Annotated in this window: 19 protein-coding genes; 13 read left to right on the top strand and 6 right to left on the bottom strand. The window is 69.7% G+C overall.

The window, feature by feature from the left end; all coding sequences use genetic code 11:
- The gene (locus G9Q37_RS10135; protein ID WP_166227080.1) at positions 1-804 is read right to left on the bottom strand and encodes an MlaE family ABC transporter permease; all 804 of its coding nucleotides are present in this window, start codon (positions 802-804) and stop codon (positions 1-3) included.
- 72 nt (positions 805-876) lie between these two features.
- Between G9Q37_RS10135 and G9Q37_RS10140 the strand changes: the two genes are divergently transcribed.
- On the top strand, positions 877-2445 hold the full coding sequence (locus G9Q37_RS10140) for an acyl-CoA synthetase (RefSeq protein WP_166227081.1): 1569 nt from the start codon (positions 877-879) through the stop codon (positions 2443-2445).
- Positions 2446-2451: 6 nt separating this feature from the next.
- Here the strand turns inward: G9Q37_RS10140 and queG are convergent, their stop codons facing one another.
- Positions 2452-3528 (bottom strand): tRNA epoxyqueuosine(34) reductase QueG, encoded by a 1077-nt coding sequence (queG, locus tag G9Q37_RS10145; RefSeq protein WP_420810315.1) that lies wholly within the window; start codon positions 3526-3528, stop codon positions 2452-2454.
- A gap of 9 nt (positions 3529-3537) precedes the next feature.
- On the opposite strand from queG, the gene tsaE reads away from it, so the two are divergent.
- The 5 genes from tsaE (at position 3538) to G9Q37_RS10170 (ending at position 6474) form a co-directional block, all read left to right on the top strand.
- On the top strand, positions 3538-4089 hold the full coding sequence (gene tsaE, locus G9Q37_RS10150; protein WP_166231166.1) for a tRNA (adenosine(37)-N6)-threonylcarbamoyltransferase complex ATPase subunit type 1 TsaE: 552 nt from the start codon (positions 3538-3540) through the stop codon (positions 4087-4089).
- Positions 4086-5552, top strand: coding sequence for an N-acetylmuramoyl-L-alanine amidase (locus G9Q37_RS10155; RefSeq protein ID WP_166227082.1), 1467 nt, complete (start codon positions 4086-4088; stop codon positions 5550-5552). The genes tsaE and G9Q37_RS10155 overlap by 4 nt, the downstream gene beginning before the upstream one ends.
- A 129-nt stretch (positions 5553-5681) precedes the next feature.
- Positions 5682-5912, top strand: coding sequence for a type II toxin-antitoxin system HicA family toxin (locus G9Q37_RS10160; RefSeq protein WP_240936589.1), 231 nt, complete (start codon positions 5682-5684; stop codon positions 5910-5912).
- Positions 5909-6241, top strand: coding sequence for a type II toxin-antitoxin system HicB family antitoxin (locus G9Q37_RS10165; protein ID WP_166227084.1), 333 nt, complete (start codon positions 5909-5911; stop codon positions 6239-6241). The genes G9Q37_RS10160 and G9Q37_RS10165 overlap by 4 nt, the downstream gene beginning before the upstream one ends.
- Positions 6241-6474: a DUF167 domain-containing protein gene (locus G9Q37_RS10170; RefSeq protein ID WP_166227085.1), complete on the top strand. Its 234-nt coding sequence runs from the start codon at positions 6241-6243 to the stop codon at positions 6472-6474. Before G9Q37_RS10165 ends, G9Q37_RS10170 begins: the two co-directional genes overlap by 1 nt.
- 12 nt (positions 6475-6486) lie before the next feature.
- Here the strand turns inward: G9Q37_RS10170 and G9Q37_RS10175 are convergent, their stop codons facing one another.
- From G9Q37_RS10175 to G9Q37_RS10185, 3 genes are read right to left on the bottom strand one after another with little or no spacing between them, the layout of a single operon-like run.
- Positions 6487-6993, bottom strand: a complete 507-nt coding sequence (locus G9Q37_RS10175; RefSeq protein ID WP_166227086.1) for an aromatic-ring-hydroxylating dioxygenase subunit beta — start codon at positions 6991-6993, stop codon at positions 6487-6489.
- Entirely contained in the window at positions 6993-8327 is a 1335-nt protein-coding gene (locus G9Q37_RS10180) for an aromatic ring-hydroxylating dioxygenase subunit alpha (RefSeq protein ID WP_166227087.1), read from the bottom strand. The genes G9Q37_RS10175 and G9Q37_RS10180 overlap by 1 nt, the downstream gene beginning before the upstream one ends.
- Positions 8324-8977 (bottom strand): DedA family protein, encoded by a 654-nt coding sequence (locus tag G9Q37_RS10185; protein ID WP_166227088.1) that lies wholly within the window; start codon positions 8975-8977, stop codon positions 8324-8326. The genes G9Q37_RS10180 and G9Q37_RS10185 overlap by 4 nt, the downstream gene beginning before the upstream one ends.
- A gap of 39 nt (positions 8978-9016) precedes the next feature.
- Between G9Q37_RS10185 and mutL the strand changes: the two genes are divergently transcribed.
- Positions 9017-10894, top strand: a complete 1878-nt coding sequence (mutL, locus tag G9Q37_RS10190) for a DNA mismatch repair endonuclease MutL (protein WP_166227089.1) — start codon at positions 9017-9019, stop codon at positions 10892-10894.
- A gap of 79 nt (positions 10895-10973) precedes the next feature.
- Positions 10974-11846 (top strand): alpha/beta hydrolase, encoded by an 873-nt coding sequence (locus tag G9Q37_RS10195; RefSeq protein ID WP_166227090.1) that lies wholly within the window; start codon positions 10974-10976, stop codon positions 11844-11846.
- On the opposite strand, the gene G9Q37_RS10200 is transcribed toward G9Q37_RS10195, so the two are convergent.
- Positions 11830-13365 (bottom strand): hypothetical protein, encoded by a 1536-nt coding sequence (locus tag G9Q37_RS10200; protein ID WP_166227091.1) that lies wholly within the window; start codon positions 13363-13365, stop codon positions 11830-11832. The genes G9Q37_RS10195 and G9Q37_RS10200 overlap by 17 nt on opposite strands.
- Positions 13366-13454: 89 nt before the next feature.
- Between G9Q37_RS10200 and G9Q37_RS10205 the strand changes: the two genes are divergently transcribed.
- The 5 genes from G9Q37_RS10205 (at position 13455) to G9Q37_RS10225 (ending at position 18668) form a co-directional block, all read left to right on the top strand.
- Positions 13455-14690: a Bcr/CflA family efflux MFS transporter gene (locus tag G9Q37_RS10205; protein ID WP_240936590.1), complete on the top strand. Its 1236-nt coding sequence runs from the start codon at positions 13455-13457 to the stop codon at positions 14688-14690.
- Complete coding sequence (gene miaA / locus G9Q37_RS10210; protein ID WP_166227093.1) at positions 14687-15658, top strand: tRNA (adenosine(37)-N6)-dimethylallyltransferase MiaA; 972 nt, start codon at positions 14687-14689, stop codon at positions 15656-15658. The genes G9Q37_RS10205 and miaA overlap by 4 nt, the downstream gene beginning before the upstream one ends.
- Positions 15655-16305, top strand: coding sequence for an ABC transporter ATP-binding protein (locus G9Q37_RS10215; RefSeq protein WP_166227094.1), 651 nt, complete (start codon positions 15655-15657; stop codon positions 16303-16305). Before miaA ends, G9Q37_RS10215 begins: the two co-directional genes overlap by 4 nt.
- Before the next feature lie 531 nt (positions 16306-16836).
- Positions 16837-17547, top strand: a complete 711-nt coding sequence (locus G9Q37_RS10220) for a hypothetical protein (protein WP_166227095.1) — start codon at positions 16837-16839, stop codon at positions 17545-17547.
- Between the two features lie 59 nt (positions 17548-17606).
- Positions 17607-18668 carry a radical SAM protein gene (locus G9Q37_RS10225; protein ID WP_166227096.1) on the top strand — a complete coding sequence of 354 codons (1062 nt, stop codon included), beginning with the start codon at positions 17607-17609 and terminating at the stop codon, positions 18666-18668.
- The last annotated feature ends 19 nt before the right edge of the window (positions 18669-18687 follow it).

Consider the following 18687-nt stretch of genomic DNA (forward strand, 5'->3'; position numbering starts at 1 on the left):
TCAGTAATAGTTGCCGGCGAGCGAGGCGATCTCCACCATCAGCAGCACCGAGAACAGCCGCGCGAACGCGGTCATGTCGCTGTGCGCGCGGTAGCGGCCGTGTTCGTCGGGCTCGGCCGCGCCGGCCAGCGGCACCACCGCCACCGCGAGGCTGAAGAAGGCGGTCTTGAGCACGAAGATCAGCGAGACCACGGGGCTGAACACGCGCCCCACGTCGTGGGTGTAGGACGGCAGGGCCCAGGGCGAGAAGCCGTGCACGAGCAGGTAGGTGAGCACCAGCGCCACCACGCCCGACAGCGAGGCCAGCAGCACCACCGCGTGGCCGCTGGCCAGCGCGCGCGGCAGCAGCGTGCCCGCGAGCCCGGCGATGCCCGGGATGTGCCGGCCCGCGCGCTGGCGCGCATCGAGCTGCTGGCGCAGCTGCTCGGCACCCGGCATGGCGTGGCGCAGGGCCACGAACAGCGCGGCGAACAGCGGAATGAGTTCGAGCACCAGGGTCCGCACCAGCACCTCGAGCGCGTACTGCGACAGGCCGTAGCTCGCGGCCGTGGCCGTGACGATGCGGATGATGACCAGGCTGATCAGCGCCGACAGCACCAGGAACCAGGGCAGCATGGGCCACACCGCCACCACCAGGTGCGACAGCACCTGGCGCGCGCGCGGCCCGGTATAACTCGAGGGCGAGAGCATGAGCACCACGATCTGCGCCGCCATCTGCAGCGTGTGCCACCAGGCCCGCACCTGGGCGCGCCGGCGCCGCACCTGGCGCAGCAGGCTGCTGTCGATGTCGGCAATGGCACGCATGCGACGCATGATAGCCAGCGCTTGTGCCACGCTCGCGCGCTCGAAGGTAAGCAAACGCAGGAGACACCCGAGATGACCACCGCCCTCGCCCCGGCCGTGCGCCGCCAGACCATCGCCGATGCGCTGCACCGCACCGCCCTGCGCCTGCCCGACAAGCTCGCCATCGCCTGCGGCGACACGCGCTGGAGCTATGCCGACTTCAATGCCCTGGTGACGCGCCTGGCCGCCGGCCTGGCGCAACTGGGCGTGGCCGAGGGCGACAAGGTGGCCGTGCTGGCGCGCAACTCGCACGGCTTCGCGGCGCTGCGCTTCGCGCTCGCGCGGCGCGGCGCGGTGCTGGTGCCCATCAACTTCATGCTCAAGGCCGACGAGGTCGCCTACATCCTGCGCCACGCGGGCGCCAAGACCCTGGCCACCGACAGCGGCCTCGCCGAACTCGCGCGCGCGGCCGCCGCGCTCGACACCGCGGTGGAGCGCTTCATCTGGCTGCCCAGCGAAGACCCCACCGAGCCCGATCCGGCCATGCACCGATTCGATCACCTCGCCGCCTGCGCCGACCCGCTGCCCGAGGTGTCGCTGCAAAGCACCGACGTGGCTCAGATCGTCTACACCAGCGGCACCGAGTCCATGCCCAAGGGCGCCATGCTCACCCACGACGCGGTGCTGTGGCAGTACGTGAGCTGCGTGATCAACGCCGAGATCGCCGAGGCCGACGTGGCGCTGCACGCGCTGCCGCTGTACCACTGCGCCCAGCTCGACGTGTTCTTCGGGCCCGCGATCTACATCGGCAGCAGCAACGTGATCACGGGCAAGCCCGTGCCCGACCACCTGCTCAACCTGCTCGAGCAGCACCGCATCACGAGCTTCTTCGCGCCGCCCACGGTGTGGATCGCGCTGCTGCGCTCGCCGGCCTTCGACGCCGCGCGCCTGAAGCACCTGGCCAAGGGCTACTACGGCGCGTCCATCATGCCGGTGGAGGTGTTGAAGGAGCTCGCCGCGCGCCTGCCCGCGGTGCGGCTGTGGAACCTCTACGGCCAGACCGAGATCGCGCCGCTGGCCACCCTGCTCGGCCCCGACGACCAGCTGCGCAAGCCCGGCTCCTGCGGCAAGGCGGTGCTCAACGTGGAAACGCGCGTGGTCAACGAGGCCATGGAAGACGTGCTGCCGGGCGAAGTCGGCGAGGTGGTGCACCGCTCGCCGCACCTGATGCTGGGCTACTTCAACGACCCGGAAAAAACCGCGGCCGCGTTCTCCGGCGACTGGTTCCACAGCGGCGACCTCGCCACGCTCGACGACGAGGGCTACATCACCATCGTCGACCGCAAGAAGGACATGATCAAGACCGGCGGCGAGAACGTGGCCAGCCGCGAGGTCGAAGAAATGATCTACCGCCTGACGGCCGTGAGCGAGGTGGCGGTGATCGGCCTGCCCGACCCGAAGTGGGTCGAGGCCGTGACCGCGGTGATCGTGGTGAAGGCCGGCCACACGCTCAGCGAAGACGAAGTGATCGCACATTGCGCCGCGAACATGGCGGGCTTCAAGGCCCCCAAGCGCGTGGTGTTCACCGAAGCGCTGCCCAAGAACCCGAGCGGCAAGCTGCTCAAGCGCGAGCTGCGGCTGCGGCACGCGCAGCAGGGCTGAGCCCCCTCAGCGCTGCGCCAGCGCCCAGGCCACGTGCTCGCGCACCAGCGCGCTCGGGTGCTCGGCGCGCGCCCGCAGCGCCCGGGCCAGCGCCGGGTCGCCGGTGGTGCGCCAGGCGTTGCCCAGGCCCACGGCCAGGTTGCGCAGCCAGCGCTCGTGGCCGATGCGGCGGATGGCGCTGCCTTCGGTGCGGCGCAGGAACTCGGCTTCGCTCCAGCCGAACAGTTCGATGAGCGAAGCGCCCGCGAAGCCCTCGCGGGCGTCGAAATCGGGCAGCGTGGCCCGCTGCGCGAACTTGTTCCAGGGGCAGGCGAGCTGACAGTCGTCGCAGCCGTACACGCGGTTGCCCAGGGGCGCGCGCAGGTCTTCGGGGATGGGGCCGGCGTGCTCGATGGTGAGGTAGCTGATGCAGCGCCGCGCGTCCACGCGGTACGGCGCGGTGATGGCCTGCGTGGGGCACAGGTCCTGGCAGGCGCTGCAGCTGCCGCAGTGTTCGCTCACGGGCTCGCTCGGTGGCAGGGCCAGGTCCACGTAGATCTCGCCCAGGAAGAACATCGAGCCCGCCTCGCGGTGCAGCGCGAGCGTGTGCTTGCCGCGCCAGCCGATGCCGCTGCGCGCGGCCAGTTCCACCTCGAGCACCGGCGCCGAATCGGTGAACACGCGGTGGCCGAACGGGCCCACCGCGGCAGCGATGCGATCGGCCAGTTGCTGCAGCCGCGCGCGCAGCACCTTGTGGTAGTCGCGGCCCCGCGCGTACACCGACACCACGGCCTCGTGCGGCCGCTGCTGGCGCTGCCATTCGGCGTCCACCCAGCCCTCGGGCGTGTCGCGCGGCAGGTAGTCCATGCGCGCGGTGATCACGCTCAGCGTGCCCGGCACCAGCTCGGCCGGGCGCGCGCGTTTGAGGCCGTGCGCGGCCATGTAGGCCATCTCACCGTGGCATCCAGCCGACAACCAGGCCATCAAGCCCGGTTCGGCGGCGCTCAAATCCACCCCGGCCACCCCGATTTGGGAGAATCCGAGCTGTCGTCCCCAAGCACGCAACTGCGAGACGAGTTGAGCAGCATCCACAACAGCCTTCATGGGGCGCCGATCGTAACAACGGCGGCCCCCGCCCGGCCCGACCCCCAGCCCGACACCTGGCAGGGCCGCTGGGCGCACGAGGCAGACACCCAGGCCTTCGCCCAGCGCCTCGCCCTGTGCCCGGCGCTGGCGCGCGCCACGCTCGCGCTGCACGGTGACCTCGGGGCGGGCAAGACCACCTTCGTGCGCCACCTGCTGCGCGCGCTCGGCGTGCGCGGGCGCATCAAGAGCCCCACCTACGCGGTGGTCGAGCCCCACAGCGCCATCGACTGCCCGCTGATGCCGCCGGGCGAGCCGCTGTCCATCTGGCACTTCGACTTCTACCGCTTCAGCGACCCGCGCGAATGGGAGGAAGCGGGCTTTCGGGAACTGTTCGCCAGCCCCGGCCTCAAGCTGGTCGAATGGCCCGAGCGCGCCGAGGGCTTCCTGCCCCCCATCGACCTCGACCTGCACATCGACCCCGACCCGATGCCCACAGACCCCGAGCACGACGACGCCCGCACGGTGCGCGCCCAGGCCCGCACCCCCCTCGGCCAGACCTTGCTGGCCAGCCTGGCATGACCGAAGGCCGCGGCTTCACCCTGCCCCGCCGCTCGCTGCTGCGCGCGGGCTCGCTGGTGCTGCTGCTGGGCGCGGCCCACCTGGCGCGCGGCGCCAGCGTGCTCGCGGTGCGCCTGTGGCCCGCCGAGGACTACACGCGCGTGACCATCGAGAGCGACGTGCCGCTCAAGGCGCGCTCCTTCCTGGTCGACGAGCCGCCACGGCTGGCGGTGGACATCGAAGGCGTCGACCTGCTGCCCGGCCTGCGCGAACTGGTGGCGCAGCTGCGCGCCGACGACCCCAACATCGCGGGCCTGCGCGTGGGGCAGAACGCGCCCAACGTGGTGCGGCTGGTGATCGACCTCAAGCACACCATCAAGCCGCAGATCTTCAACCTCGAACCGGTCGCGGCCTACCGGCACCGGCTGGTGTTCGACCTCTACCCCACGCAGGCGCCCGACCCGCTCGAGCAGCTCATCGCGCAGCGCCTGAAGGAGCGCGACGCCGCGAGCCAGCGCGCGGCCGACGCCATGGCGCGCGAAACCGGCCCGCTCGCGCAGTCCACGCCGGCGCCGGCCACGCCCCTGGGCGGCCCCGCGGCCGACCCGCTGGGCGAGCTGATCGCGCGCGCCAACCGCCCCGGCGCCGATCTCAAGCCGCCCGGCCCGCACGACGACAGCCCGGTGATCGAGCCCACGCCGCCCGCGGGCATTGCGTCCAAGCGCCGGCCCGGCACGGGCACGGCCCCGGCGCGCAAGACCGAGCGCCTGATCGTGGTCGCGCTCGACCCGGGCCACGGCGGCGAAGACCCCGGCGCCATCGGCCCGCGCGGCACGCAGGAGAAGGTGGTGGTGCTGCAGATCGCGCGCAAGCTGCGCGACCGCATCAACGCCGCCACGGTCAACGGCAGCCCCATGCGCGCCTACATGACGCGCGACCAAGACTTCTTCGTGCCGCTGGGCACGCGCGTGAGCAAGGCCCAGCGCGTGCGCGCCGACCTGTTCATCAGCATCCACGCCGACGCCTTCATGAGCCCCAAGCCCGCGGGCGCGAGCGTGTACGCGCTGAGCACGCGCGGCGCGAGCTCGGCCGCGGCGCGCTGGATGGCCGACAAGGAGAACGCGTCCGACCTCGTGGGCGGCGCCAACGTGAAGGTGAAAGACGCCACCGTGCAGCGCGCCATGCTCGACATGAGCACCACCGCGCAGATCAACGACAGCCTGAAGATCGGCAGCAAGCTGCTGGGCGAGGTCGAGCGCGTGGGCAAGCTGCACAAGCCGCGCGTGGAACAGGCCAACTTCGCGGTGCTTCGCGCGCCCGACATCCCCAGCGTGCTGGTCGAAACCGCCTTCATCAGCAACCCCGACGAAGAGCGCCGCCTCAACGACCCGAAGTACCAGAACGAACTCGCCGACGCGCTGGTGCGCGGCATCGTGAAGTACTTCGAGGCCAACCCGCCGCTGGCGCGCACGCGGCAGATCTGAGGGTGCCGCGCCCTCGATGGCGGGGTCGAACCCGCACTACCCACGGGGGGTACGTAGCACTACCGCCTTCTAGAGTACCAACTTTTGGTACCATTTTCTCCGAACGTGAAGCGAAGCCACGAACGCACGTTGAAGCTGATCTTCGACCACCCGATCAGTGCCAACCTGGCCTGGAAGGACATCGAGGCCTTGTTGGGCGCGCTGGGAGCCGACATCTCCGAACGCGAAGGCAGTCGGGTGGCCGTGGTGCTGTTCGGCGAGGTGCGTGTGTTCCACCGGCCACACCCTTCACCGCACACAGACAAGGGAGCCGTTGCCAGCGTGCGGCGCTGGCTGGAGCAACACGGAGTGAAGCCATGAACCTGATGACCGTCGACGGCTACCAAGCCCGCATCGAGTACGACGCCGATACGGATCTGTTCCGCGGCGAGATCCTCGGGCTCAACGGCGGCGCCGACTTCTACGGACGCAACCCGCGCGAACTGCGCGCCGAATTCCGCAAATCGCTGTCGGCATTTCTTGAGGTTTGCAAAGAGAGGGGCATCGAGCCGCGCCGAAGCTATTCGGGCAAGTTCAACCTGCGCATTCCGGCTGAACTCCATGAGCGGCTGGCCATCGTGGCCCAGGCCGAGGGCAAGAGCATCAACACCGTGGCGCAGGAGGCGCTGCAACAGCGGCTGGCCGCCTGATGGCTGCGCCCGGCCGCGTCATCGAGGTACTGGTCAAGCCCAACGCCCGCAGCAGCGAACTCAGCGACAACGGCGACGGCACCTGGACCGCGCGGCTCAAGGCCGCGCCCGTGGATGGCAAGGCCAATCAGGAGCTGATCGCGCTGGTGGCGCAGCACTTTGGCTGCGCCAAGGCCGCGGTGAGCATCAAGACCGGCGCGTCGGGGCGGCGCAAGCGGCTGGTGGTGGGCTGAAGCCCGCCGCGCTCACACCGGATAGATCAGCGAGTTCAGCACCATCTCGCTGTCGTACACGCAGTGGCGATCGAGCAGCTTCCAGCCGGCCTCGGTGACCACGAAGGCGTCCACATAACGGCCCACCTGGTACACCTCGCTCGGGTTGCCCGGCTTGGTGCGGAACACCGCGTAGTTCGCTTCGGCGCGCACCGGGTCGTCGGCCGTGCCGGCGCCGTCGTGCGTGATGCGCGCAGGGCCGATCACGTGGCGCGTGTAGTACGGCGCGTGGTAGATGGTCTGCGTGGCGCCCACGATGCGGTCGCGCATCATGGCCTGGCTCTCCAGGCGCAACAGGCACAGCGGCAGGCCGCGCTCGGCGTTCTCGCGCGCCTGCACGCGGTAGCAAGCGTCGGCCACGAACAGCTCGGGCCATTCGGCGAAGCGGCGCTGGTCGAGCACGCCGGCGTAGGCGCCGTTGAAGCGGTCGATCGCGTGATGGCGTTGCAGCGATCGCAGTTCGTCGTTGTGGTTGTCCATCACAGCCCCATCGCCTTGCGCCAGTAGGCGTACATCGAGCGGATCAGCGTCTCGGTGACCATGTGCTCGGTGGGCGGCTGGCCCACGCCGTCGGCCTTGCCGCCGAGCTCGCACAGGGTGCTGCCGTCGGCGCCCCATTGCCGGAAACCGTCCTGGCTGAACTCGATGACCTCGCCGTCGTCGGCGCTCACGAAGCCCGCGGGGCCGAACAGGTTGGCCTGGCGCAGGCGGCGCGTGGTCATCTCCTCGGTGTCGTCGGCAAAGCCGAAGTGCGTCCACACGAAATCGAACTCACCCGGGCCGCGCGGCACGATGTGGCGCGTGGACAGCGAGTTGACCTGCTGCTGGATGATGACGCTCGGGAACAGCGTGATCATGGTCACCGTGGGGGTGATGGTCTGGCCCGGCTGCTGCGGGTCGGCGATGGTCCACCACGGCTCGGGCACCACGTCGAGCAGGCGCGGGTCGTTGAGCTTCATGTCGGCCTTGAAGCTGGTCACGCCCTGGGTCACGGTCTTGTTCTCGCCGCCGTCGTTGCGGCGGCTGATCATCACGGCGTGGCGGCCGTGCGCGTCCATCACCATGCGGCTTTTCTGGTCGGCGCGCCACAGGCCGAAGGTGACGAACCAGGTGTGCAGCAGGCCCGGGTGGTACGGGTCCTTGATGTTCTCCTGCATCAGCTTCCAGTTGCCCGGAATGCGCTGTCGGTTGTAGCCCAGCAGCTTGAGTTCGCGGCCCGCGAAGATGCGGTCGAGCCAGGGCTTGAGGGCATCGCCCAGGTAGGCCTCGAGCGGCTCGGCCTCGTCGCTGAAGGTGGCGAACACCAGGCCGTGCAGCACGGCCACACGCAGCTTGGTGAGGCCGTTCTTCGAGAGGTCGAAGTCGGCCGGCATGCCGCCGTTGACGCAATCGCCGTCCTTCACGCCGTCCTTGAAGGGCAGGCCCGCGAGGTCGCCGTTGAGCTTGTAGGTCCACTGGTGGTAGGGGCAGACGAAGCTGCGCGCGTTGCCCACCTGGCCGTCCATGGGCGGCTGGCAGAAGCGCACACCGCGGTGGGCGCAGCGGTTTTCCACCACGCGGATGCCGGGGTCGCTGCCGCGGTCCTTGGGGGCCACGCGGTCGCGCACCATGATCACCTGGCGCTCGCCCACCCAGCTGAGCTTGTAGTCGCCGGTGTTGGGGATCTCGACCGCCAGGCCCACGTAGCACCAGTGCGGGCCGTGGAACAGGCGGTCGAGTTCGCGCTGGTAGAGCGCCGGGTCGGTGTAGGCCCCGAAGGGCACGCGGCTGGTGCCGCTGCCATGCCAGTGCAGCGGCGCTTCGGGCGCGTTCATGCGGTCTCCTGTTGCTGTTGGCGGCGGGCCTTCCAGGCCCCGAAGAGGGCGATGAGGCCGGGGACGATGATCAGCGCCCAGATGATCTTGCTCAGGTTGGCCTGCACCCAGGGCAGGTTGCCGAACAGGTAGCCCGCGCCCACCAGGCCGATCACCCAGATCAGCGCGCCGATCACGTTGTAGGCGGTGAACTTGGCGCGCGTCATCTCGGCCACGCCCGCCACGAAGGGCGCGAAGGTGCGGATGAAGGGCATGAAGCGCGCGAGGATGATGGTGATGCCGCCGTAGCGTTCGTAGAACGCGTGGGCCTGGTTGAAGGCGTTCTTGTTGAACAGCCGCGAGTTCTCCCACTGGAACACCTTGGGCCCGAAGTAGCGGCCGATGCTGTAGTTGGTCTGGTCGCCGAGGATGGCGGCGATCACCAGCAACACCATGGCCAGCGGCAGGCTCATGAGGCCCGCGCCGCACAGCGTGCCCACCACGAACAGCAGCGAGTCGCCGGGCAGAAACGGCATGACCACCACACCCGTCTCGGTGAAGATGATGAGGAACAGCAGGGCATACACCCAGGGCCCGTAGGCCTGCACGAAGGCCTGCAGGTGCTGGTCGACGTGCAGGATGAAGTCGATGAGGAAGGTGATCAATTCCATGGCGGCGGATTATCCGCGCCCCTTCCTACAATCCCTGGAATGACCGATTCGCCCCTGCGCCGCCCCATCCGCGAACTGCCCGACGAGCTGATCAGCCAGATCGCCGCGGGCGAGGTGGTGGAACGGCCGGCCTCGGTGGTGCGCGAGCTGGTGGACAACGCGCTCGACGCCGGCTCGACCCAGATCACCGTGCGCCTGCTCGGGGGCGGCGTGCGGCTGATCGCGGTGGAAGACGACGGCATCGGCATTCCCAAGGACGAACTCGCGCAGGCGCTCAAGCGCCACGCCACGAGCAAGATCAGCAGCCTCGCCGAGCTCGAGGCCGTGGGCACCATGGGCTTTCGGGGCGAGGCGCTCGCGGCCATCGCCTCGGTGGCCGAGGTCTCGCTGCTCTCGCGCACCGGCGACGCGCCGCACGCCTGGCTGCTCGACGCGCGCAGCGGCGAGCTCTCGCCCGGCGCGCGGCAGCGCGGCACCACGGTGGAGGTGCGCGAGCTGTTCTACGCCACGCCCGCGCGGCGCAAGTTCCTCAAGAGCGACACCACCGAACTCGCGCATTGCGTCGAGGCCGTGCGCCGCCACGCGCTCGCGCGGCCCGATGTGGGCTTTGCCATCTGGCACGAGGGCAAGCTGGTGGCGCAATGGCGCGCCTCGCTCGTGGCCCGTGGCGAAGACGCCCTGGAAGCCACGCGCGCGCGCCTGGCCGACGTGCTCGGCGACGACTTCGTCACCGAGGCCGTGACGCTGCAGTGGCCGGCCGACGGCTCGCTCGCGCGCGGCCTGCGCGTGCGCGGCTTCGCGGGCGTGCCCGATGCCGCGCGCTCGCGCGCCGACCAGCAGTTCGCCTACGTGAACGGCCGCTACGTGCGCGACAAGGTCATCGGCCACGCGGCGCGCGCGGCCTACGAAGACGTGCTGCACGGCCACCGCCAGCCGGTGTACGCGCTCTACATCGACATCGACCCCGCCCGGGTTGACGTGAACGTGCACCCCACCAAGATCGAGGTGCGCTTTCGCGACAGCCGCGAGGTGCACCAGGCGGTGCAGCAGGCCGTGCAGAGCGCGCTCGCGGTGCCGCGCGCGGGGCAGGCCCTGGCCGCCCTGCCCGCTGCGGCCGCGGTGCCTGTTGCACCCCTTGCACCCGCCGAGCCCGCCGAGCCCGCGTGGGCCCCGCCGGTGCGCCAGGCCGGCTTCAGCTTCGCGCCGCGTGAACCCGAGGCCGGCCAGCGCGTGAGCGACGTGGCGGCGTTGTGGGCGCCCGCGGCCGACACCGCCACGGCAGCCCCCGCTTTCAGGAGCGCTGCACCCGCCGCGGCCCCGCTCCCCGAGGGCGACTGGCCGCTGGGCCGCGCCATCGCGCAGCTGCAGGGCGTGTACGTGCTGGCCGAGAACGCGCACGGGCTGGTGATCGTGGACATGCACGCGGCGCACGAGCGCATCGTCTACGAGCGGCTCAAGCGCCAGCTCGACGCGCGCGCGGTGCAAAGCCAGCCGCTGCTGATCCCGGCCACCTTCAGCGCCACGCCCGAAGAAGTGGCCACCGCCGACACCGCGGCCGCCACGCTCGCGGCCCTGGGCCTGGAGGTCACGCCGCTGTCGCCGCGCACCTTGGCGGTGCGCGCCGTGCCCACCACGCTGGCGCAGGGCGACCCGGTGGCCCTGGCGCGCAGCGTGCTGGGTGAGCTGGCCCAGCACGAGGCCACCCAGGTGCTGCAGCGCGCGGAACACGAACTGCTGGCCACCATGGCCTGCCACGGCGCGGTGCGCGCCAACCGCCGCCTCACCCTCGACGAAATGAACGCCCTGCTGCGGCAGATGGAAGTCACCGAGCGCAGCGACCAGTGCAACCACGGCCGGCCCACCTGGCGGCAGCTGGGGCTGCGCGAGCTCGACGCCCTGTTCCTGCGCGGGCGCTGACACCCCTGTGACGCGGTTCACGGGGCCTCAGGGCAAGCCCGGGTGAACTTTTGGCGCGGTGTTTGCATCCTTTGCGGGCATGACGCGCCTGCTCCTTGCCCTCTTTGCCGCCCTGGCCTTGCTGGCCGGCTGCGCCACACTGGACGAAAAGCAACGGGTCTGGATCTTCCAGCCCTCCGACCGCACCTGGAGCGGCGGCAGTTACGCCGCCGAAAGCATGGACGACGTGTGGATCGATTACACGTCGTCCATCACCGACGAACCGGTGCGCCTGCACGGTTTGTGGGCGCCGCACGAGAACCTGGCCACGCGCAGCGATGCGCCCGTGCTGCTGTACCTGCATGGGGCGCGCTGGAACGTCACCGGTTCGGCCATGCGCATCCGCCGCATGCAGGAGCTGGGCTTTTCGGTGCTGGGCATCGACTACCGCGGCTTCGGCCGCAGCAGCGCGGGCCTGCCGTCCGAGAAGATGGCCACCGAAGACGCGCGCGCCGCCTGGGACTGGCTGGCGCAGAAGTACCCGCAGCGGCCCCGCTACGTCTTCGGCCACTCGCTGGGCGGCGCGATCGCGATCAACCTCGCGGCCGAGGTGGCCGACGAAAAAGGCACCCTGGTCGAAGGCACCTTCACCTCCATCCCCGACGTGGTGCGCACCTTCAAGTGGGGCTGGCTGCCGATCTCGCCGCTGATCACGCAGCGCTTCGAATCGGCCAAGCGCGTGGCCGACATCGGCTCGCCGCTGCTGGTGGTGCACGGCAGCGACGACCAGCTGATCCGCCCCGAACTGGGGCGCCAGCTCTACGAAGCCGCCAAAGGCCCCAAGCGCTTCGTGCTGGTGGAAGGCGGCTCGCACCACAACACCAACTCGGTGGGCCAGGGGCAATACCGCGAGGCGCTGGCCGAGCTCTACGGGCTGGGCGACGCGGTGCGCGTGGTCAACGCAACCCGCTAACGGGCGCGGAACCGGGCGCGGCCGCGAGCGCGTGCGCCACCATGCCTTCGAACAGCCCGGGGTCTTCGGCCGCCAGGGCATCGAGGAAATGCAAGGCCATGAACAGCGGGTGCGAAAGGTTCGACGCGTGCCGCGCCATGACGGTGCTCACCGTGTCGCGCAGGCCCTGCGCCGACAGCGCGGGCAAGCGCACCGCGCTGGTCTCGGTCGAGTATTCGTACTCGCTGTCGTCCACGCCGTGCTCGTCGCCGCCGCGCGGCATCACCGCCAGGCCGTAGAACTCGGGCTTGCCGCCCCGGTGCAGCATGCGGGCGTGGCCCGTCACCACGATGCTCAGGCCGCGGCGCCCGGTCAGCGAGGACCAGTTGCCCACCCAGGTTTCTTCGAGCATCTCGCGCAGCATGCCCATCTCGATGAAGCGGTCGCCGGCCTCGGTGTAGTCGGACCAGTCGAGCGAGCCCGAGCCCGAAGGCGCGAGCATGCCGCCCGAGGCCAGGCTGAGCAGCGACTGGCCCACGAAGTACAGGTGCCCCTGCGCTTCGCCAGCCGCGGCGCGCGACACGCCCAGCGCCATCACCGACACCCCCAGCTGGCCCGAGGTCGACGACTGGGCCAGGGGCCGCAGCTCGTCGCTGCGCGCGCTGCGCTTGAAGCCGGTGGACACGCCATCGAACATCGGGTGCCCCGCCGCGTCGAGCACCTCGATACCGGTGATGTGGCCCGTGACCAGGTCCGACAGGTAATCGGTGCGCTGCACATGCAGCACCGGATCGCCCCGCAGGCCGGCCGGCGTCAGGTCGTCGCACAGCCGCAGCTTCTGCTCGTTGGCCAGGCGGCCGCTGGTGTAGGCCGGCAACGCGCTGACCACCGGGATCTGCAGGCGCCGCGACAGCTCGGGCACGGCCCAGAGCGGGAAATTCCAGGCGCCCCGCGCGAGGGCGGGCGACCAGCGCCCCACCCAGCGCCCGAGCGCGGGCCAGCGCTGCGCGCCCGGCGCCGGCTCGAAGCGCGCCACCGGCAGGCCGCGGGCCGAGCGCTCGCGCAGCAGGCGCGACACCTCGGGGCTGTACACCGAGCAGCCCGCAAAGCGCGTGCGCTTGAGCACGTCGACCGCGTGGCCGCCGAAACACTTGCGGTAACCCGCCTCGAGCAGTTCGGGCGGCAGCGCCACCGCTTCGAGGAAGTGCGCCATGTCTTCGGCCGGCAGCGGTTGCAGCCGGCCGCCGCTGGCCTCTTCGATGCTGCGGCGGGTGGCGATCACGTCCTTGAGCAGCGACGCCAGCGTCCAGCCGACCAGGGCCGCGACGATCCACAGGCTGAATTGCCGGCGCTGTTCGAACAGATCGAGCGCCGAGCTCACCAGCGAAAAGCCGATCGTGGCCGCGCCGAGCCACAGCGTCCAACGCGGCTGGTGGCGCAGGTAGAGCGTGAGGTACCAGCGGTTGACGATCCGCGGCTGCTTGCGCTTTTGCGGCAGCGCGGCGCGGGCGATGGCATCGGCGGGGGCAAAGGGCGTCATGGGGGCGGTGGTTCGGGCGGCGCGGGGGTCGGGCGACTATGCCATCTGCTACCCTCGACCGGATGTCTGTCTCTCCCTCGCCAACCCCCATGTCCGCGGGCCTGGTGGTGCTGGTGCTCACGCTGCTGCTGGGCATACAGCCCGTCACCACCGACCTGTACCTGCCCGCGCTGCCCACCCTCACCGCGGGCTTCGGCGCCGCGGTGGCGCAGGCCCAGCTCACGCTCACCGCGCTGCTGCTCGCCTTCGGCACCTCGCAGCTCGTGTGGGGCCCGCTGTCCGACCGCTTCGGCCGCAAGCCGGTGCTGATCGCGGGCATGGGCCTGTTCGTGGTGGCGGCGGTGGGCGCGGCGTCGTCCACGTCCATGGGCCAGCTCATTGCCTGGCGCATCGTGCAGGGCGTGGGCATGGGCGCGGCCGTGATGTGCGCGCGCGCCGTGGTGCGCGACCTCTACGCGCCCGCCGAAGGCGCGCGCGTGATGAGCAAGGGCCTCACCGGCCTGGGCGTGATCGCCTGCTGCAGCGCGCCGCTCGGGGGCCTGCTGTCGGACCTGTTCGGCTGGCGCGTGGCGCTGCTCGCGGTGGCCGCGTTCGGCGCGGCCACGCTGGCGCTGCTGGTCTGGCGCTTCCACGAAACCGTACCGCAACGCAACCCGCAGGCCCTGCAGCCCGCGCGCCTGCTGCACACCTGGCTGCAGATCGCTCGCCACCCCACCTTCCTGACCTGGACGGTGCTGGCCACCGGCTCCTACGCGGGCCTGTTCACCTTCCTCGCCTCGTCGTCCTTCGTGCTGATTGGCGTGCTGGGCCTGAGCAAAACCCAGTACGGCGTGATGATGTTCACCATGTCGCTGAGCTACATCGTGGGCACCTTCATCTGCCGCCGCCTGCTGCCGCGCCTGGGCGTGCGCCGCACCGTGGCCACGGCGGCCGTGGTCACGCTCACGGGCGGCACGCTCATGGGCGTGCTGCCGCTGCTGGGCGTGCAGACGCTGTGGAGCGTGGTGCTGCCCTTCTACCTGTTCATGCTGGGCCACGGCGTGCACCAGCCCTGCGGCCAGAGCGGCGCGGTGGCGCCGTTCCCGCAGGCCGCGGGCGCGGCCTCGGCGCTCGCGGGTTTCATCATGATGGTGGTGGCCTTCGGCGTCGGCGGTTGGCTCGGCCTCGCGCTGGCGCGGCCCGAGCTCGGCGCCGGCACCGTGCGCCCGCTCACCGACGGCGTGTGGTTCTGGAGCACGCTGATCGCGGTCACCGCCTGGACCCTGGTGCAGCGCCACGGCGAAGCCCACACCCCGCCGCAGCGCCAGGGCGTCGCCACGCCATGAACGCCCCCGCGCCACTGCGTTGCATCGCGCTGGCCGGCCCCACGGCCAGCGGCAAGACCGCCGCGGCGCTGGCGATCGCGGCGCGCTGGCCGGTGGAGATCGTGAGCGTCGATTCGGCGCTGGTCTACCGCGGCATGGACATCGGCACCGCCAAGCCCAGCGCGGCCGAACGCGCGGCCGTGCCGCACCACCTGATCGACATCCTCGAGCCCACGCAGGCCTACAGCGCGGCCGACTTCGTGCGCGACGCCACTCGCCTGGTCGGCGAGATCGCCACGCGTGGGCGCACCGCGCTGCTCGTGGGCGGCACCATGCTCTACTTCAAGGCCCTGCTCACCGGGCTCGACGACCTGCCCGCGGCCGACGCCGCGGTGCGCGAACGCCTGGAGGCGCGCGCCCGCGCCGAGGGCTGGCCCGCGCTGCACGCCGAGCTGCAGCGCGTGGACCCGGTGAGCGCCGCGCGCCTTTTTCCCAACGACGCGCAGCGCATCCAGCGCGCGCTCGAGGTGTTCGAGGTCTCGGGCCGGCCGCTGTCGGCCTTTCACACCGGCCGCGGCGCCGACCCGCACAGCCCGCTGCGAGAAGAACACCTGATCGCGCTCGAACCCGCCGACCGCGCCTGGCTGCACGCGCGCATCGCCGCGCGTTTCGACGCCATGCTCGCGGCCGGCTTCGTCGACGAAGTGCGCGCCCTGCGCGCGCGCGGCGACCTGCACCCCGAGCTGCCGGCGATGCGCTGCGTGGGCTACCGCCAGGCCTGGGCCGCGCTCGACGCCGCGCCCACCCCCGACGCCGCCGCGCTCGCCGAACTGCGCGAGCGCGGCATCTTCGCCACGCGCCAGCTCGCCAAGCGCCAGCTCACCTGGCTGCGCTCGCTGCCGCAGCGCCGCGTGATCGCGGCCGACGCGCCCGATGCGCTCGCGCAGGTGATGGCCGCCGTGGCGGGCTGGCTGGGAGAACCCGCATGAGCTTGCTCGTGGAAGGCCTGGCCAAGCGCTACGGCGACACGCCGGTGTTCGGCAACGTGCATCTGCGCCTCGAACCCGGCGAGTTCGTGGCCGTGGTGGGCGAATCGGGTGTGGGCAAATCGAGCCTGCTCAACTGCCTGGCCGCGCTCGACACCTGGAGCGAGGGCCGCATCACCCACGACGGCACCGACCTCGGCGCGCTCGACGAAGCGCAGCGCGCGCACTGGCGCCGCCGCCACCTGGGCTTCGTGTTCCAGGCCTTTCACGTGCTGCCGCACCTGGACGTGGCGCAGAACGTGGCCCTGCCCCTGCTGCTGCTGAACCAGAGCGACGACGCGCGCGTGGCCGCCATGCTCGACGCCGTGGGCCTGCAGGGCATGGGCGCGCGGCTGCCGGCCTCGCTCTCGGGCGGACAGCTGCAGCGCGTGGCGATCGCCCGCGCGCTGGTGCACCGCCCCGCCATCGTGCTGGCCGACGAGCCCACCGGCAACCTCGACCCCGACACCGCGGCCCGCGTGATGGACCTGCTGCAGGCACAGACGCGCGAGCACGGCAGCTCGCTGCTGCTGGTGACGCATTCGGACGCGGCGGCGGGGCGGGCGGATCGGGTGCTGCGGCTCACACGCAGCGGCCTGCAGCGAGACTAACTCAGCGTTTCGCTGCCGCGGCTTCGACAGGCCACTTGACGGGTGCAACCGCAGGCTGGCTCGCCTGGCAACTGGCGAGAGCGTGCAGACCCGAACAAGGTGACGGCATACGGGCGAACGCTCGCTATCGGCTCTCACGGTTTAAGGCACCAAAAAGTGTTTATTTGGTGTTGGCTCGGAGGGTAATGGACCGAACGAATCAGTTGCCTGGGGTTACACAACGCATGCAGGCGCGCTTGACCGCGCCGACACCAGCAACATGTTCAGGGAGGACATATGACCACCGCCGCATTGGTGCGCTCCGCAGGTTCTGATCGCGTGAGCTAGCGCAGATCAGCTTCCTAAATCCCGTTTGGCTCATACAGATATGTCTGCCGTGATCGCAGATGTAAGTGCCTGCGCGCGCGGCATTGCTGCACACATCAACCATCGCTACTTCGTCAAGTGGCGGTGGCGTTCACCCCCATAAGTGCATAGCCACCGCCAAACGTCAGGCCTCATTGGCCTTTCACTTCTTCAAAGGAACTTCCCATGAATTCGAATGCGATCGACTTGAGTGCGTCCAATTGGTGCCGGGACATGCGGGAGATCTTCCGCCACAGCCCCACCGCTTTCAGCGAGTTCTTGCAGCAACCAGTCATTGCTATTGGTGAGCTTGGCTTCGACGACGATGTGCGCCTTAGCGATGGCGCTGTCAGCAAAGTCAGCACAATCCTGGCCAGTCTTTCCGCGCTAGAACTCAATCAGGTGATCGAAGCCGTCAGTCCCATCACATATCGCGCAGGCGATGGAGGAGGAGGTGGGGGTGACGGAACATGCTCAGGCGATGCCGGAGGCACTGGCAGCGATTGCGGCGATACGGGAGACACGGGCGACACCGCAGGCGTCGCCTCGGCCGTCGCTGTGGCCTCAAACGTCGCTGTAGTAGGCGAAGTGGCTGTGGCCGTCGCTGCGGTGGTCGTCGCAGTCTATGGGGGGGCAGTGGAGAACCCCTCGGTTCTGGTGCTGTCGCCAAAGATGGGCATTGAATGGTCGCCGGACTTTGCTGACTCGGATGCCTACCGTCATATGGCAGACGAAGGCCTCACGGACCGACGCAAACGCGCATTGATCAAGCAGCGTCTCATCGAATCCCGCACCGCAGAAGGTCGACTGGAGGTCGAGATGATGGGCAAGCAGGCGTGGTTCGAAATCGCCCAACAGGGCAGCACGATTCGCGTTCTGTCGGGCGGCATGCTGTAAATGAAGAGACCAGAGTGGGCCGGCGGCTCACTCTTCTTCCGAAGAACAGAAAGCACACCATGACGCCGCTGTTTCCCAGGATGCTCACCATTCTCACCACCAACACATGCACCGCCGAGTGCGGGCATTGCACCGTTCACTCATCTCCTCAGCGTTCAGGTCGCCTTTCGCTAGAGGCCATGACGAAGGTCATTGACGAACTGCATACTGCCGATGGCTTGCAGGTTGTGGTGTTCGCGGGTGGCGAACCCACGCTGCTCAAGGAGAACTTGCTTGAGGCCATCGCCCACTGCGATTCCCTGGGCATATCGACCCGCATGGTCACCAATGCATCCTGGGCCGTCAGCGACCATGCAGCGCGACGCATGGTGCGCAAGTTACGCGAAGCAGGCCTAGCCGAATTGAACCTCAGCGCGGACGACTTCCACCTGCCATACATCTCATTCGACAATATCAAGCGGGCGTGGCGAGCAAGCAAGGGACAGGGCTTTCTCAATGTGGCTATCGCAAATTGTCATGGACCGCGCAGCCAGATCACGCCCGAGTTCATTCGCCGGGAACTAAACGAGCCAGACATCGACGTTCGTTTCGACGAAGACGGAAGCCAGACGCAACCGCGCTCGACGCACGACGACGGGTCCACCTACATGCTCTCCAATGGTCTACTACAGCGCATAGGGCGTGCCCGAAACACGCTTAAAGACGAAGATCTGATCTTCCCTGCATCGCAGACGCAGTTGAATCGCCCTTGTCCCTGGGCGGTTCGGTCCGCCGCTCTGGCGCCCAATGGCCATCTTGTCGCCTGCTGTGGCATCGAAGCTGCCGGTAACGAAGTCCTTGATTTCGGCAGCACCGATGAAGAGAGCGCGTCCGCGAAGGCACGCAAAGCTTCGCAAGATGTACTGATCAAGGGGATCGCAACGCTCGGCCCATACATGCTTCTCCATTTGGCGGGTGCGCTCGACCGCCATCGCACGGTAAGCACACGTGACCGATATGCCTCCATGTGCGAGGCCTGCGAAGATCTTGTGCGGCAGCCCAGCGCGGTTTCGGTATTGCGCAAGCACTGTTCCGTGGTCGAACGCGAACTGGCGGCTGCCCAAGCGAAGGAGGCCCGGTGACTGACCGGAAAACTCAAAC

The sequence above is a fragment of the Hydrogenophaga crocea genome (genome assembly GCF_011388215.1).
GTDB classification, from domain to species: domain Bacteria; phylum Pseudomonadota; class Gammaproteobacteria; order Burkholderiales; family Burkholderiaceae_C; genus Hydrogenophaga; species Hydrogenophaga crocea.

Excerpts from the sequence above, each read along its gene's own strand:
- mutL (WP_166227089.1), top strand. The coding sequence starts at position 9,017 with ATGACCGATTCGCCCCTGCGCCGCCCCATCCGCGAACTGCCCGACGAG.
- G9Q37_RS10170 (WP_166227085.1), top strand. The coding sequence starts at position 6,241 with ATGGCTGCGCCCGGCCGCGTCATCGAGGTACTGGTCAAGCCCAACGCC.
- G9Q37_RS10140 (WP_166227081.1), top strand. The coding sequence starts at position 877 with ATGACCACCGCCCTCGCCCCGGCCGTGCGCCGCCAGACCATCGCCGAT.
- G9Q37_RS10220 (WP_166227095.1), top strand. The coding sequence starts at position 16,837 with ATGAATTCGAATGCGATCGACTTGAGTGCGTCCAATTGGTGCCGGGAC.
- G9Q37_RS10200 (WP_166227091.1), bottom strand. The coding sequence starts at position 13,365 with ATGACGCCCTTTGCCCCCGCCGATGCCATCGCCCGCGCCGCGCTGCCG.
- G9Q37_RS10185 (WP_166227088.1), bottom strand. The coding sequence starts at position 8,977 with ATGGAATTGATCACCTTCCTCATCGACTTCATCCTGCACGTCGACCAG.
- miaA (WP_166227093.1), top strand. The coding sequence starts at position 14,687 with ATGAACGCCCCCGCGCCACTGCGTTGCATCGCGCTGGCCGGCCCCACG.
- G9Q37_RS10180 (WP_166227087.1), bottom strand. The coding sequence starts at position 8,327 with ATGAACGCGCCCGAAGCGCCGCTGCACTGGCATGGCAGCGGCACCAGC.
- queG (WP_420810315.1), bottom strand. The coding sequence starts at position 3,528 with ATGAAGGCTGTTGTGGATGCTGCTCAACTCGTCTCGCAGTTGCGTGCT.
- G9Q37_RS10195 (WP_166227090.1), top strand. The coding sequence starts at position 10,974 with ATGACGCGCCTGCTCCTTGCCCTCTTTGCCGCCCTGGCCTTGCTGGCC.
- G9Q37_RS10225 (WP_166227096.1), top strand. The coding sequence starts at position 17,607 with ATGACGCCGCTGTTTCCCAGGATGCTCACCATTCTCACCACCAACACA.
- G9Q37_RS10135 (WP_166227080.1), bottom strand. The coding sequence starts at position 804 with ATGCGTGCCATTGCCGACATCGACAGCAGCCTGCTGCGCCAGGTGCGG.
- G9Q37_RS10165 (WP_166227084.1), top strand. The coding sequence starts at position 5,909 with ATGAACCTGATGACCGTCGACGGCTACCAAGCCCGCATCGAGTACGAC.
- G9Q37_RS10215 (WP_166227094.1), top strand. The coding sequence starts at position 15,655 with ATGAGCTTGCTCGTGGAAGGCCTGGCCAAGCGCTACGGCGACACGCCG.
- G9Q37_RS10155 (WP_166227082.1), top strand. The coding sequence starts at position 4,086 with ATGACCGAAGGCCGCGGCTTCACCCTGCCCCGCCGCTCGCTGCTGCGC.
- G9Q37_RS10175 (WP_166227086.1), bottom strand. The coding sequence starts at position 6,993 with ATGGACAACCACAACGACGAACTGCGATCGCTGCAACGCCATCACGCG.
- G9Q37_RS10205 (WP_240936590.1), top strand. The coding sequence starts at position 13,455 with ATGTCCGCGGGCCTGGTGGTGCTGGTGCTCACGCTGCTGCTGGGCATA.